General features: G+C 66.3%; 13 protein-coding genes. 5 read left to right on the forward strand and 8 right to left on the reverse strand.

What is annotated here, in order from left to right; genetic code table 11:
• Positions 1-741: a tRNA pseudouridine(38-40) synthase TruA gene (gene truA / locus PKA57_RS13930; protein ID WP_324301578.1), complete on the forward strand. Its 741-nt coding sequence runs from the start codon at positions 1-3 to the stop codon at positions 739-741.
• Between the two features lie 27 nt (positions 742-768).
• Here truA and murI read toward each other — a convergent pair whose 3' ends face one another.
• From murI to PKA57_RS13960, 6 genes are all read right to left on the reverse strand, one after another.
• Entirely contained in the window at positions 769-1,593 is an 825-nt protein-coding gene (gene murI, locus PKA57_RS13935; RefSeq protein ID WP_324301580.1) for a glutamate racemase, read from the reverse strand.
• Entirely contained in the window at positions 1,590-2,195 is a 606-nt protein-coding gene (locus PKA57_RS13940; protein WP_324301582.1) for a hypothetical protein, read from the reverse strand. The genes murI and PKA57_RS13940 overlap by 4 nt, the downstream gene beginning before the upstream one ends.
• A complete protein-coding gene (dapE, locus tag PKA57_RS13945; RefSeq protein ID WP_324301583.1) occupies positions 2,192-3,388 on the reverse strand; it encodes a succinyl-diaminopimelate desuccinylase in 1,197 nt (398 codons plus the stop codon). Before dapE ends, PKA57_RS13940 begins: the two co-directional genes overlap by 4 nt.
• A 149-nt stretch (positions 3,389-3,537) precedes the next feature.
• Complete coding sequence (gene dapD, locus PKA57_RS13950; RefSeq protein ID WP_324301585.1) at positions 3,538-4,383, reverse strand: 2,3,4,5-tetrahydropyridine-2,6-dicarboxylate N-succinyltransferase; 846 nt, start codon at positions 4,381-4,383, stop codon at positions 3,538-3,540.
• Positions 4,384-4,484: 101 nt separating this feature from the next.
• Positions 4,485-5,744, reverse strand: coding sequence for an EAL domain-containing protein (locus tag PKA57_RS13955; RefSeq protein ID WP_324301587.1), 1,260 nt, complete (start codon positions 5,742-5,744; stop codon positions 4,485-4,487).
• Between the two features lie 131 nt (positions 5,745-5,875).
• Complete coding sequence (locus PKA57_RS13960) at positions 5,876-7,240, reverse strand: hypothetical protein (RefSeq protein ID WP_324301589.1); 1,365 nt, start codon at positions 7,238-7,240, stop codon at positions 5,876-5,878.
• 107 nt (positions 7,241-7,347) lie between these two features.
• Between PKA57_RS13960 and PKA57_RS13965 the strand changes: the two genes are divergently transcribed.
• The gene (locus tag PKA57_RS13965; RefSeq protein WP_324301591.1) at positions 7,348-7,833 is read left to right on the forward strand and encodes a glutathione peroxidase; all 486 of its coding nucleotides are present in this window, start codon (positions 7,348-7,350) and stop codon (positions 7,831-7,833) included.
• A 56-nt stretch (positions 7,834-7,889) separates the two neighbouring features.
• Here the strand turns inward: PKA57_RS13965 and PKA57_RS13970 are convergent, their stop codons facing one another.
• Positions 7,890-8,561 (reverse strand): OmpA family protein, encoded by a 672-nt coding sequence (locus PKA57_RS13970; RefSeq protein WP_324301601.1) that lies wholly within the window; start codon positions 8,559-8,561, stop codon positions 7,890-7,892.
• 173 nt (positions 8,562-8,734) lie between these two features.
• On the opposite strand from PKA57_RS13970, the gene PKA57_RS13975 reads away from it, so the two are divergent.
• From PKA57_RS13975 to PKA57_RS13985, 3 genes are all read left to right on the forward strand, one after another.
• Complete coding sequence (locus PKA57_RS13975; RefSeq protein WP_324301593.1) at positions 8,735-9,499, forward strand: SDR family oxidoreductase; 765 nt, start codon at positions 8,735-8,737, stop codon at positions 9,497-9,499.
• Between the two features lie 130 nt (positions 9,500-9,629).
• Positions 9,630-10,481 (forward strand): SDR family oxidoreductase, encoded by an 852-nt coding sequence (locus tag PKA57_RS13980; RefSeq protein ID WP_324301595.1) that lies wholly within the window; start codon positions 9,630-9,632, stop codon positions 10,479-10,481.
• Between the two features lie 114 nt (positions 10,482-10,595).
• Positions 10,596-11,903 (forward strand): alkyl sulfatase dimerization domain-containing protein, encoded by a 1,308-nt coding sequence (locus PKA57_RS13985; protein WP_324301597.1) that lies wholly within the window; start codon positions 10,596-10,598, stop codon positions 11,901-11,903.
• Between the two features lie 160 nt (positions 11,904-12,063).
• On the opposite strand, the gene PKA57_RS13990 is transcribed toward PKA57_RS13985, so the two are convergent.
• Positions 12,064-13,407, reverse strand: coding sequence for an aspartate aminotransferase family protein (locus tag PKA57_RS13990; RefSeq protein WP_324301599.1), 1,344 nt, complete (start codon positions 13,405-13,407; stop codon positions 12,064-12,066).
• Positions 13,408-13,435 lie beyond the last annotated feature (28 nt).

Genomic DNA, 13,435 nt, shown 5'->3' on the forward strand with positions numbered 1-13,435 from the left:
ATGCCCCGCTACAAGCTCACCATCGAATATGACGGCGCGCCCTTTGTCGGCTGGCAGTCGCAGGCGAATGGCTGCGCCGTGCAGGATGTGCTGGAGGCGGGCTTCAAGGGCTTTTGCGGCGCGGATGTGCGCGTCCATGGCGCGGGCCGCACGGATGCGGGCGTTCATGCGCTGGGTCAGGTCGCGCATGTCGATCTCGCCGAGCCCGTCCGCACCGACACGCTGCGCGATGCGGTCAATGCCCATATGCGCCCTCATCCGGTTGCCATCGTCGAGGCCGAGGAGGTGGGGGAGGATTTCGAGGCGCGGTTTTCCGCGACGCGGCGCCACTATCTCTATCGCATCGTCAATCGCCGCGCGCCGCTGACGCTCGACCGAGGCCAGGCATGGCTCGTGCACAAGCCGCTCGATGCCGATGCGATGCACGCCGCCGCGCAGATCCTGATCGGCAAGCACGATTTCACCACCTTCCGCTCCATGCAGTGTCAGGCGAAATCGCCGCTGAAGACGCTGGATGCGCTTTCCGTCTCGCGCTATGGCGAGGATGTGGAGATCAGCGCCCGCGCGCGTTCCTTCCTGCACAATCAGGTGCGCTCCATGGTCGGCTCGCTGAAGCTCGTCGGCGAAGGCAAATGGACGGCACGCGATCTCGAACGCGCCTTGAAGGCGCGCGACCGCGCCGCTTGCGGCCCCGTCGCGCCGCCGGACGGCCTCTATCTCATGCAGGTCGATTACGACTAGCGGAGAGCATCGGCTCCCTGCGCGGCTTCAGGCGGGCCTGATATCGACGAGTTCGACCTCGTCGGCGCTGATCGGCTCGCCGAAGAAAATGCCGCCGACCCGCGCGAAGCGCTCGGGGCTGTCGGTGGCGAGAAAGCGCGTGCGGCCGCGCGTCTTGCGTGGGCTTGCGAGATCGCGGCCGGAAAGTTCCGTCTCGACGGCTTTCGCCGTCGTTTCCGCCGAATCGACCAGCGTGACATTGGGCCCGGCCACCTTGCCGATCGTGCCCGCGAGCACGGGAAAATGCGTGCAGCCGAGAACGAGCGTGTCCGGCGGATTGGGATGCGCGAAGATCGGCTCGAGATAGCGCCGCGCCGCCGCCTCCACCACATCGCCCGAAACCCAGCCCTCTTCGGCGAGCGCGACGAAGATGCCGCAGGGCTCCTGCACCACATGGGCGCCGGGGTCGAGCGCATGGATCGCGCGCGGATAGGCGCCGCCCCGCACCGTCGCCTCCGTCGCGATGACCGCGATGTGGCGCGTCCGCGATGCCTTGACGCCGGCCTCCGCCCCGGGGCCGACCACGCCGATGACGGGAAGCGGCGCCAGCGCCATCGAGAGCGGGCCGAGCGCGACGGAGGTCGCCGTGTTGCAGGCGATCACCGCCATCTTGATGTCGTGCCCGAGCAGATGCCGCGTCGCCTGCGTCGCATAGGCCGTCACCGTCTCGGCGCTTTTCGTGCCATAGGGCAGGCGCGCCGTATCGCCGAGATAGACGAGGTCCTCATGCGGCAGCCTTGCGCGCAGCGCCTTCAGGACGGTGATGCCGCCTATGCCTGAATCGAAGACACCGATCGGGCGGGGATCGCTCATGGCGTCTCTCCGCCGGACATGAAGACGAGGCTCGCAAGCCCGTGATCGAGCATCAGGTTGAGCGCGAGATCGAGGGCGAGAATGGCCGCTGCCGCGGGCGGCGTCGCGCCGAGCACCTGCCGCGCGATCTGCCAGCGATACCAGACGAGCGCGGCCATGGCGGGCAGCATCAACGTGACGGCAATCGGGCTGGGGAGTATGCCGAAGGCGTTGAGCAGAAGCGGCAGCGCGAAGAGCGCCGAGGTCATCAGCTCGCCCCAGTTGAAGACGATCACATAGGCGGCGTAGCTCGATCCGAGCCTCAGATGGCGCGCGACGCCGATCATGACGAGAAGATAGGCCGCCCAGTAGAGAACGGTGGCGCCGACCTGCACCGTCACGAAGGAGGTGAAATCGGCAAGCTCGATCGTTCCGCTCGCCTGCCCGATCTGCCAGAGGGAAGCGGTGGTGAAGAAGATGATGGGAACCGTGATCGCCAGCGCCCAGAAGGAGCGGCGGAAACCATCGGCCGAGAGATCGAAATGCCGCGCGGCCGTGGCGTCCAGCATGGCGATGCGCCAGGCGCCGGTCAGTCCGTGAACGATTTCACTCGTGCTGATCATCGCGATGCGTCCGCGCCGGCCGCGAAATAGCGGCGCAGGATCGCCTCATATATGTCGGCGAGGCGCGCGATGTCGCCCGCCGGCACATGCTCGTCCACCTTGTGCATGGTGGCGTTCGCGAGCCCGAATTCGACCACCGGCGCATAGGCGCGGATGAAGCGCGCATCCGACGTGCCGCCGCTCGTCGAGAGCTCGGGCGCGAGGCCCGTCACCTCGCGGATCGCCTCCGTGATGAGCATGGAGAAGCGGCCGGGCTCGGTGATGAAGGCTTCGCCCGAGATCTTCGTCTCGAACTCGTAAGCGCCGCCCATTTCCTGCACGACCTGGTCGAAGACGCCGCGCATCCACGCATCGAGCGAGGCGCCCGTATGTTCGTCGTTGAAGCGGATGTTCATCATCGCCCGCGCGACGCCGGGAATGAGATTGGTCGTCGCATTGCCGACGTCGATCGAGGTGATCTCGAAATTCGACGGCTGGAAATGCGCATTGCCCCGGTCGAGCACGTGGGCGTCGAGCCGCCGCAGCATCTCGATGAGGCGGGGAAGGGGATTGTCGGCGAGGTGGGGATAGGCGACATGCCCCTGCATGCCCCGCACGGTGAGCCAGCCATTGATGCTGCCGCGCCGGCCGATCTTCACCATGTCGCCGAGCGTCTGCACCGATGTCGGCTCGCCGACGAGGCAATGGTCGATCGTCTCGCCGCGCGCCGCCAGCGCCTTCAGCATCTTTGCCGTGCCGTTGATGCCGGGGCCTTCCTCGTCGCCGGTGATCAGCAGGCTGATCGAGCCCTCGAAGCCGCCACGCGCGAGCCTCTCGGCCGCCGCGACGAAGGCCGCGATCGAGCCTTTCATGTCGGCAGCGCCCCGGCCGAAGAGCTTGCCCGCCCGGATCTCGCCCGCGAAGGGCTCGACCGACCAGGCTGCCTCATCGCCCACGGGCACGACATCCGTGTGTCCTGCGAAGCAGAAATGGGGCCCGCCCGTTCCGAGCCGGGCATAGAGATTGTCGACATCCGGCGTGCCCTCCTCGCGGAAGGGCATGCGCTCGCAGCGGAAGCCGAGGGGCGAGAGCCACTTTTCGAGGGTGTCGAGGGCGCCTTCGTCGCGCGGCGTCACGCTTGGACAGCGGATGAGTTCGACCGCGATCGCAAGCGGATCGTAGGGGCTGTCGGGGCTGGGCGCGGACATCGACATGGTCTCCCCGTGTACCGCGCGGCAACGGGTGCGGTCAAATGGCAGGAACGTGCCTCAGCTTCCCCTGTTGTCCGGGGATCGGGCGCCGCAACCGGTGAGCCCGGCCGCGCCCGAACCCCCCGGCGCTCTGCCGGGGCGACAGTGCCTTGTCAGTCCCGCAGCAGCTCGTTGATCGAGGTCTTGGAGCGCGTCTGGGCGTCGACCGTCTTCACGATCACGGCGCAATAGAGGCTCGGCGATGGCGCCCCGTCCTTGCCTGCCCGGCCCGGCAGCGAGCCCGGCACCACGACCGCATATGGCGGCACCTTGCCGACATGCACCTCGCCGGTTGCCCGGTCGATGATCTTGGTCGAGGCGCCGAGATAGACGCCCATGGAGAGCACCGCTCCCTCGCCGACGATGACGCCCTCGGCGACTTCCGAGCGCGCACCGATGAAGCAGTTGTCCTCGATGACGACCGGATTGGCCTGCAGCGGCTCGAGCACGCCGCCGATCCCCGCGCCGCCCGAAATATGCACATTCTTGCCGATCTGTGCGCAGGAGCCGACGGTCGCCCAGGTGTCGACCATGGTGCCCGAATCGACATAGGCGCCGAGATTGACGAAAGAAGGCATCAGAACAGCGCCCGGGGCGATATAGGCCGAGCGGCGGACGATGGCGCCGGGCACGGCGCGGAAGCCCGCGTCGCGGAATTCCGCCTCGCCCCAGCCCTCGAATTTCGACGGAACCTTGTCCCACCAGTTCGTGCCGGTGCCCGGACCGCCCGCGATGAGGCCCATATCGTTGAGGCGGAAGGAGAGAAGAACCGCCTTCTTCAGCCACTGATGCACGACCCATTCGCCGCCGAACTTCTCGGCGACGCGCAGCTCGCCCTTGTCGAGCGCCAGCAGCGCCGTCTCCACGGCCTCGCGCACCTCGCCTTTCGTCTCCGTGTTCACGCTGTCGCGTTCCTCGAAGGCGCGCTCGATGACGGATTTGATCTGGGCGGTGCTCATGCAAGGGCTCCCTTGGCGGGCGTGAACGGGTCGGCCGGCAAGATAGCGTCCGGGCCGCGCCTGTCAAACCTCGGGGGAGCGGGGTGGCCGAAGCGCGGGCTTCAGGCCGCCACGGCCGTCTCGGCCGCCGTCCGCGTCACTTCCTCGCGCACGGGCTTCGGCTCGCCGAAGAGATAGCCCTGCCCATATTCGACATTGAGGTCGAGCACGTCGACGACCTCGCGCTCCGTCTCGATCTTGTCGACGATGAGCTGGATGCCGTTGCGCCGCAGAAGTTCCTTGATGTCGTTGGCGTGAATGTCGGCATGGCCATGCTGCCCGCCGATCAGCGTCGCGGCCGAAATCTTCACGAAGCGGAAGTTCAGGTCGTGAAGCTCTCTGGCGTCGAGCTTGAGGTTCGTCACCTGGTCCATGGAGAAGCGGAAGCCGAGATTGGCCAGCGCTTCGAGGCTTTCCCGTTCGATCGGACCCATGCCGTTCACCGTCATCTGGCTGAATTCGAAGATGAGGTGCTGCGCGAGATCCTGATTGTGCTGCATGTACTCGACGAATTGCGGGAAGAAGTCGGCATCGAGCAGCGAATAGGCCGAGATGTTGCAGAAGACGCCCGTATGCCTGTTGCGGCTGGCGAGCTTGCGCACGACCTGGATGCAGCGGAAGAGAAGAATGTTGTCGACGGTGGGCATCATGCCAGCAGGCTCGGCGACGCGCATGTAGTCGCGCGGCATGATGAGCGCGCCCTGTTCCGAGCGGAGCCGCGAAAGCCCTTCGTAATAGCGCACCTTGCGCTGCGGCAGCCCGACGATGGGCTGGAGATAGAGATCGACGCGGTTTGCCTCGAGCGAGCGGCGGATCGTCTCCAGAAGCTCGCTGTCGCTCATGGTGGAGATGTCGGGTTCGGGCTCGACTTCAGCCAAGGCGACGGGCGCGCCGAATTCGCGCGCGAGCCGCGCCTGCATGGCGGGAACGGCGCCGGGCAGAGGCGGCGCCTCGCGGGTTTCGGCGACCCGCTTCACCAGCGATTCGATGACGCGGATTTCGGAGAAGATGCGCTCCATCCGCTGCGTCGTTTCCAGTTCGAACCGGTTTTCGAGTTCGACGATGCGGCGCGCCGCCTGATCGATCTCGCGCGTGAGGCCGGCCGCGATGCCCGTCAGTTCGGCCAGATCGTTCCGCACCTGCCGCCTCTCTATGCCGCGGGCATAGGCGGCATGGGCTTCCGCGCCGAGGAAACAGGCGATGAGCGCGCCTAGAAGCGCGAGCTTGGGTTCGACATTGGCGATTTCGGGAAGCCAGAGCGCGGCCGCGATCGAAGGCGCGACATAAAGCGTGGCGGCGAGAAAATGCTTCGGTTTCGACATCGGCGGCTCCTGCGGACGCATATGTGGCGTCTCGCACCCCATCTGGAACTTGACCCGATGAAAGCTTGCCCCCGAGGCGTTGAGATAAAGTTAACCATGAGGCGAGGGGAGCCCGCGCCCGGCCGGAGCCCTCAGGCAGGCATTCTGGCGAGCCGCGCGAGCTTTCCCCAATGCATCCGGTAAAGAAGCGAGCCTCCGCGCCCGGGATGCTTCGGCATGCGCCGGACGCGCTCGAACCAGCGGTCTTCGGCGGCCGCCGCCTCGGCCCAAATCTCGCGCGAGAGCCTGCCCGCCTCCTCGGCGCTTCCACCCCGCGCAAGCAGCGCCTCGACGCGGGCGAGAAAGCTCGCCTCCAGCCTGTCGCGCTCGCCGGCAAAGGCGTTGAGCCTCGTCGGGTAATCCTCGAGCACCGCCCGGTGGAGCCGTTCATGCCGCCACCAGAGCGTCGCCGGGTTGTAGGTGTCGCCGGGCGCGGGCCCGAAATCGGGAAGCGGCGCCCCCTCGAAGCCGGGTCCGAAAAAGACCGGCTTGAAGATAGACGTGTCGGGCGATGAGGTTCCCGTCAGCCAGTGGACGGCACGCCCCGGTCCGAGTTCGGCCACCCATGAGCCGGTGGTCTGGCCGAAGCGGCGGATCGGCCCCCATGAGGCATGGGCGCAGACGGCCCCGCCCATGACGCCGTCGGGCCGCCAGTTCGGGTCGCGAGCGGCCTGTGCGCCCTGATCGCGCAGGATCGCCATCAGGCTCGCCGGTGCGTGGAAGTTGCGGCGGCCGAGAAGGTTGCTCGTGCGGCACCAGCGCGACATGCCGGTGGCGAAGGCTGAGCGCGCGCGGTTGGCATAGGCGTCGGCGAAATCGAAAGTCTCGCCCTCCTGCACGAAGCCCTGTTCGATCGCCTGCGGAAGAAGCCCCTGGCTTGCCTGATCGAATTTCGTTCCGATCGTGTAGGTGTTCGAGATCGAGCGCACGCGGTCCACGCGCTCGGCCACCCATTCCCGCCCCACCGTTTCGAGCACATAGGCATTGCCCGTCGCGTCGGCGATGAGGAAGGAATTGTGATACTCGAAATGGCCGAGATGGGCGCAGTTCCCGCCCTGTCCATGCGTCTTCAGAAGCGTCGTGATGACATCGAGCGCCTCGTCGGCGTCGCGCGCCCGCTCGAGCCCGAGCCGCAGCAGGTCCATGCCGATCAGCGCCGCCTCCTTCTGCGGCGCGATCTTGGCGAAGACCGCCTCGTTGCCGATGACGAGCCCGTGCTCGTTCGCGCCCATTTCCGCGCCCCACATCCAGAAGGGCCGTGAGATGAGCACGGCATGCGTTTCGGCGGCTTGCGAAATTTCGATATAGGTGCAGCGGAGGGTTGCGCCCTTTCCGTGACGCGCCCGCGGCACATGCATCAGAAATTGCGCCTCGTTGGCCTCGCGGTCTGAATTCTTCGCGAAAATCAGCGCGCCGGATTTCGTCGCGCCGGGCCGCGCCACCATCGTATCGCACATGGGCCGTTCCCCCTTTGCATCCCATACTAGCGGCCTGCGGCAGCGCGTGAAGCGGGAAAAGCGGCGTGCTAGGGTTTGCGTCGTGTCGGCATTGGCAGGAGGCCCGGATGAACGCGCATGCCTTCGAGTTCCGCACCATAAGGGGCGAGGCGCTGGCGCTTTCGCAGTTCGAGGGCCGCGCCGTCCTGATCGTCAACACGGCGAGCCGCTGCGGTTTCACGCCTCAATACCGGGAATTGCAGGCGCTCTGGGAGCGCTACCGGATGCGCGGCCTCGTCGTCATCGGCGTGCCCTCCAACGATTTCGGTGCGCAGGAGCCGGGCAGCGAGGCCCAGATCCTCGAATTCTGCGAGACGAATTACGATGTGGATTTCCCGCTGACCTCGAAACAGTCCGTGATCGGCGAGGCGGCTCATCCCTTCTACAAATGGGTGAGCGAGATAGCGGGCGAGGATGCGCGCCCGCGCTGGAACTTCCACAAATATCTGATCGGCCCGTCCGGAGATCTCGTGAATATCTATGCGAGCCGGGTGAGCCCGCTCGATCCCGCGCTGGTGGGGGAGATCGAAAGCCTCCTCGGGCACGACCTCTGAGATCGTCCCCCGTCATCATGCCCCGCCTTACGCGGGGCATGATGGGAGGAGGGGGTTCAGCCCTGCGTCAGCGGCGTCAGCTTGATCTCGACGCGGCGGTTCTGCGCGCGCCCTTCAGGCGTGTCGTTGGTCGCGATGGGCTGGCTCGGGCCGACGCCGCGCACGAGGAAGCGGCGCGAATCCGTACCCTGAGAAATGAGATAGCTCGCCACGCTTTCGGCCCGCGCCTGCGAGAGCTTCCGGTTGAGTTCGGCGCTGCCGGTCGAATCCGTATGGCCCGTCACGTCGATGAGGGTCTTGTCGTATTTCTTCAGCACCAGCGCGACGGAGTTCAGCACGTCATAGAACTTGGCGTTGATGTCGGGCGAGTTCGACGCGAAGGTCACATTGCCCGGCATGTTCAGGATGATGTTGTCGCCGACGCGCGTCACGCTGACGCCGGTCGAGCGGAGCTGGCGCGTGAGTTCGGCTTCCTGCTGGTCCATGTAATAGCCGATGCCGCCGCCCGCGAGCGCGCCCACGCCGCCCGCGATGAGCGCGCGGTTGCGCCGGTCGCTGCCGGTGCCGCCGCCGATGAGCGCGCCGCCAAGCGCGCCCGCCGCCGCGCCGATGGCCGCGCCATAGGTCGCCTTGCTCGTCTTCTGCTCGCCTGTATAGGGATCCTGCGTGGTGCAGGCGGTCAGTGTGAACGCGCCAAGGCTGGCGAGAAGGATGGTGCGTTTGATCAGCATGAAGGGCTCCGTGGCTTCGCGGCGCGGTCCGCTGTGGAAACCGCACCCGATGGTGTAGAAGAAGAGATAATTCACGCCTCGAGCCGCCAGCCTAGCAAAGCGGAAGAGGCGCGAAAACGACTGAAATAGCCGCGCAAATGCGCCGGAAAAAAGGCATCAGGAGGAACCGCATGTCACTTTTTGATCTCAAGGGAAAAGTCGCCATCGTCACCGGTTCGACACGGGGCATCGGCGAGGCGATCGTTCATCGTTTCGCCGAGCAGGGCGCGAAGGTCGTCGTCTCCAGCCGCAAGGCCGATTCCTGCGAAAAGGTTGCCGGCGAGATCAATGCGAAGCATGCGGATCATGCCATCGCCGTGCCCTGCAACATCTCCGACAAGGCTGATCTCCAGCGCCTCGTCGACACCACGATGAAGAAATGGGGCAAGGTCGACATCCTCGTCTGCAACGCCGCCGTGAACCCCTATTTCGGTCCTTCCAAGGACCTTCCCGACGACGCCTTCGACAAGATCATGTCGGCCAATGTGAAGAGCAATCACTGGCTCTGCCACATGGTCCTGCCGCAGATGGTCGAGCGCAAGGACGGCTCCATCATCATCATCTCCTCGATCGGCGGCCTGCGCGGCTCGCCCATTCTCGGCGCCTATTGCATTTCCAAGGCGGCCGACTTCCAGCTCGCGCGCAACCTCGCCGTCGAATATGGCGTGCACAACGTCCGCGCCAACTGCATCGCGCCGGGCCTCATCAAGACCTATTTCGCCAAGGCGCTGTGGGACAATCCCGACATTCTCGAAAAGTCGACCTCGAACGCGCCTCTGCGGCGCATCGGCATGCCGGACGAGATCGCGGGCGCGGCCGTCTTCCTGGCAAGCCCCGCCGGCGCCTTCATGACCGGCCAGCAGCTCGTCATCGATGGCGGCGTCACCATTGCCTGAGATCGGGGCGGCCGGGCGCGGAAGGGCCTGCCTTGTCGGGGCGGCGTTTCCGCACCGGGCAATTCGTTCTTGATCCTTGATGCCGGATGACCATTTGATCTCTTTCGGTCATTGCGATGAGGAGGGGTGCATGAAGAGCGTGGTTGTGACGGGCGTGTCGACGGGCATCGGCTTCGGCGCGACGAAGGTGCTGACGGAGGCGGGCTTTCATGTCTTCGGCAGCGTCCGCAAGGAGGCCGATGCCGAACGGCTGAAGAAGGAGTTCGGCGCGCGTTTCACGCCGCTTCTCTTCGATGTGACCGACGAGGCGGCGGTCGATCGCGCCGCCGCCGCGGTGAGCGAGGCGCTCAAGGGCGAGACGCTTTCCGGCCTCGTCAACAATGCGGGCATCGCCGTTTCAGGCCCGCTCCTCGATCTCGATCTCGATGAATTCCGCACCCAGATGGAAGTGAACGTGACGGGGCCGCTCATCGTCACGCGCGCCTTCGCGCCGCTTCTCGGCGCCGACCGCTCGCGCAAGGGCGCGCCGGGCCGCATCGTCAATATCAGCTCGGTGAGCGGCGTGCAGGGCGCGCCCTTTCTCGGCCCCTATTCGGCCTCGAAATTCGCGCTCGAAGGTCTTTCGGAGAGCCTGCGCCGCGAACTGCTTCTCTACGGCATCGACGTCATCGTCATCGGCCCCGGCCCCGTCCGCACCGCGATCTGGGACAAGGCCGAGGAGATCGACGTCACGCGCTATGCGAACAGCCCCTATTATCCGAGCCTCGTGAAGTTCCGCGATTATTTCCTGGCGACCGGCAAGGCGGGCCTGCCGCCAGAAGCGCTCGGCCGCGCCATCCTGAAGGCGCTGACGGTGAAGCGCCCGAGCGTGCGCTATGCAGTCGTCAAGGGCCGGCTGATGAACTGGACGATCCCCCGCCTCCTGCCGAAGCGCATCGTCGACCGAGTGATCGGCAAGGGCACGGGACTTCTAAAGTCCTGAGCACATAATTCCGTATTGCGGAATACGTGCAGAAAATCATCGACAGGCCATGTGGGGGGGGAGCCCCCCCCCGCCGTTTCCGTCTGCAATTCCTTTCGCATGCGAGGGCACGACATGGCCGACCTGCTGGCGCTTTCCGCGCGCTATATCGACAACGACATCTACGAAGGGGCGGGGCTCGTCAACCGTCCGACGACGGAGCTTTCTGAGCTTGGCGACGGCATCGCCATGATCGAGGCGTTCTCGCATGTCGTCGTCTTCCGCACCGGCGATGGACTGGTGCTGTTCGACACGAGCCTCGAAGCCTTTGCCGGCGGCGTGCTGAAGTCGCTCCGGCGCTGGACCGACGAGCCCGTCTCCAACATCTGCTACACCCATGGCCATGCCGATCACGTCGGCGGCACGGGCGCCTTCGTCTGCGAGGCTTGCGAGAAATCGGCGCGCCGCCCCCGCATCATCGGCCATGAGAATGTGAGCCCGCGCTTCCGCCGCTACGAGCTCACCAATGGCTATAACTACACCATCAATGCGCGCCAGTTCGCGCCCGCCGCCGAATTGCGGATGGGCGAGGGAAGCGCGGCGCCGGGCCCGAGGCGCTTCGGTCCCGATCCCTGGATCGAGCCCGACACGACCTTCCGCGACCGGCTGGAGATCCGCGCGGGCGACACGCGCTTCGAGCTGCGCCATGCCATCGGCGAGACCGACGACCATCTCTGGGCCTGGGTGCCGGAGCACAAGGCGATCTGCTCGGGCGATTTCGTCACCTGGGTCTTCCCCAATGCGGGCAATCCCCAGAAGGTGCAGCGCTACCCGCTCGAATGGGCGCAGGCGCTGCGCGAAATGGCGGCGCTCGAGCCGGAGCTTCTGCTTCCCGCTCATGGGCTTCCCATCGCCGGGCGGGCGCGCATCGCCACGGTGCTCGATAATATCGCCACCGCGCTTGAGACGCTGGTGAGCCAGACCCTCGACATGATGAATGCGGGCGCCCGTCTCGATGACATTGTCCATGGGGTGAAGCTGCCCGACAGCCTGATGAACAAGCCCTATCTCCGGCCGGTCTATGACGAGCCCGAATTCGTCATTCACAATATCTGGCGGCTCTATGGCGGCTGGTATGACGGCAATCCGGCGCGGCTGAAGCCTGCCTCGGATGCCGCGCTCGCGGCCGAGCTTGCGGGCCTTGCGGGCGGGGCCGGGGCGCTCGCTGCGCGTGCCTCGGCGCTCGCCGAGGCGGGCGAGCTTCGCCTTGCCTGCCACCTTGCCGAGCTTGCCGTTCAGGCCGCTCCGGAGGACCGCGAGGCGCATGGCGTGCGCGCTTCCGTCTATGCGGCGCGGCGCAAGGCGGAGTCTTCGCTCATGGCCAAGGGCATTTTCGGCTTCGCCGAGCGCGAATCGGCCAAAAAGGCATCGCCGGGCGCATGAAAAAAGACCCCCCGCCGCGGATGCGGCAGGGGGTTGCACTGAAACTGGCGCCGGGCCCTGAGGGGGAGGGCGGCCCGGCGCGCCATCAGAGGGAACAGACGGGAAATAGGAATTTCAGGCGGGGTTACAAGACCCCGCCGCGCGGAATTCCCGCCCGTCCTCAGCCCAGCCGGTCGAGCACCTTGCGGAATCGGGTAAATATTTCCTCGATCTGGCTCTTGTCGATGATGAGGGGCGGCGAAAAGGCGATGCCGTCGCCCGAGACGCGCACCATCATGTTCTGCTCGTGGAAGGCCGTCCGCATGGCGTCGAAGCCGCGCTTGCCCGGCAGCCCGTCCACCGGCACGAGGTCGACCGCGCCCGCAAGCCCGATCTGGCGGATATCGGCGACGAGCTTGTGGCCCTTGAGGCTCATCAGCGCGTCGGCGAAGAAGGCCTCGAGCGCCTGGGCGCGGACGAAGAGGTTTTCCTTCCGGTAGAGATCGAGCGTGGCGAGCCCCGCCGCCGCCGCAAGCGGATGGCCGGAATAGGTGTAGCCGTGGAAGAGGTCGATGACGTGATCGGGCCCGGTCTGGAAGGCGTCATAGATCGACTTGCGGACGATCGCGCCGCCCATGGGCACGGTGCCGCCGGTGACGCCCTTGGCGAAGGTCAGAATGTCGGGCGTGACCCCGAAGCGCTCGGCGGCGAAGGCGTGGCCGAGGCGGCCGAAGCCGGTGATGACCTCATCGAAAATGAGCAGGATGCCGTGCCGGTCGCAGATTTCGCGCAGGCGCTGGAGATAGCCCTTGGGCGGCGGCAGCACGCCCGTCGAGCCCGCCATCGGCTCGACGATGACGGCGGCGATGGTCGAGGCGTCGTGAAGCTCGACGAGCCGCTGCAATTCGTCGGCAAGATGCGCGCCCCATTCGGGCTGGCCCTTGGTGAAGGCCTGTTCGGCACGGTTGTAGGTATGGGGCAGGTGGTCGACGCCCGCGAGCAGCGTGCCGAAGAACTTGCGGTTCGCCACCATGCCGCCGACCGAAATGCCGCCGAAGCCGACGCCGTGATAGGCGCGCTCGCGGCCGATCAGGCGCGTGCGCGTGCCCTCGCCATTGGCGCGGTGATAGGCGATGGCGATCTTGAGCGCGGTGTCGGCGGCCTCCGAGCCCGAATTGCAGAAGAGCACATGGTCGAGATCGCCCGGCGCGAGGCCCGCGATCCGGCTTGCAAGCTCGAAGGCCTTGGGATGGCCGAACTGGAAGGTCGGCGCGAAGTCGAGTTCCGCCGCCTGGGTCTGGATCGCCTGCACGATCTCGTCGCGGCAGTGCCCGGCATTGGAACACCAGAGCCCCGACGTGGCGTCGATCACCTCCGTCCCGTCGGGCTTGTAGTAATAGATGCCCTTGGCGCGGGCGAGCAGGCGCGGCTCGCGCTTGAACTGGCGGTTCGGGGTGAAGGGCAGCCAGTTCGATTCGAGATCGTTCGGCGCGAGGCTGTTCGGCGCTGGGGCGTCGGCGCTCATGGGAAAGCTCCTGAAAGAGAAAACCCGA

The organism is Parvibaculum sp. (genome assembly GCF_035325945.1).
GTDB lineage: Bacteria > Pseudomonadota > Alphaproteobacteria > Parvibaculales > Parvibaculaceae > Parvibaculum.

What these genes read in the sequence shown, in the direction of transcription:
- dapE (WP_324301583.1), bottom strand. Translation starts at nt 3,388, where the DNA reads ATGTCGATGTCCGCGCCCAGCCCCGACAGCCCCTACGATCCGCTTGCG.
- truA (WP_324301578.1), top strand. Translation starts at nt 1, where the DNA reads ATGCCCCGCTACAAGCTCACCATCGAATATGACGGCGCGCCCTTTGTC.
- PKA57_RS13975 (WP_324301593.1), top strand. Translation starts at nt 8,735, where the DNA reads ATGTCACTTTTTGATCTCAAGGGAAAAGTCGCCATCGTCACCGGTTCG.
- murI (WP_324301580.1), bottom strand. Translation starts at nt 1,593, where the DNA reads ATGAGCGATCCCCGCCCGATCGGTGTCTTCGATTCAGGCATAGGCGGC.
- PKA57_RS13965 (WP_324301591.1), top strand. Translation starts at nt 7,348, where the DNA reads ATGAACGCGCATGCCTTCGAGTTCCGCACCATAAGGGGCGAGGCGCTG.
- PKA57_RS13985 (WP_324301597.1), top strand. Translation starts at nt 10,596, where the DNA reads ATGGCCGACCTGCTGGCGCTTTCCGCGCGCTATATCGACAACGACATC.
- PKA57_RS13940 (WP_324301582.1), bottom strand. Translation starts at nt 2,195, where the DNA reads ATGATCAGCACGAGTGAAATCGTTCACGGACTGACCGGCGCCTGGCGC.
- dapD (WP_324301585.1), bottom strand. Translation starts at nt 4,383, where the DNA reads ATGAGCACCGCCCAGATCAAATCCGTCATCGAGCGCGCCTTCGAGGAA.
- PKA57_RS13960 (WP_324301589.1), bottom strand. Translation starts at nt 7,240, where the DNA reads ATGTGCGATACGATGGTGGCGCGGCCCGGCGCGACGAAATCCGGCGCG.
- PKA57_RS13980 (WP_324301595.1), top strand. Translation starts at nt 9,630, where the DNA reads ATGAAGAGCGTGGTTGTGACGGGCGTGTCGACGGGCATCGGCTTCGGC.
- PKA57_RS13955 (WP_324301587.1), bottom strand. Translation starts at nt 5,744, where the DNA reads ATGTCGAAACCGAAGCATTTTCTCGCCGCCACGCTTTATGTCGCGCCT.
- PKA57_RS13990 (WP_324301599.1), bottom strand. Translation starts at nt 13,407, where the DNA reads ATGAGCGCCGACGCCCCAGCGCCGAACAGCCTCGCGCCGAACGATCTC.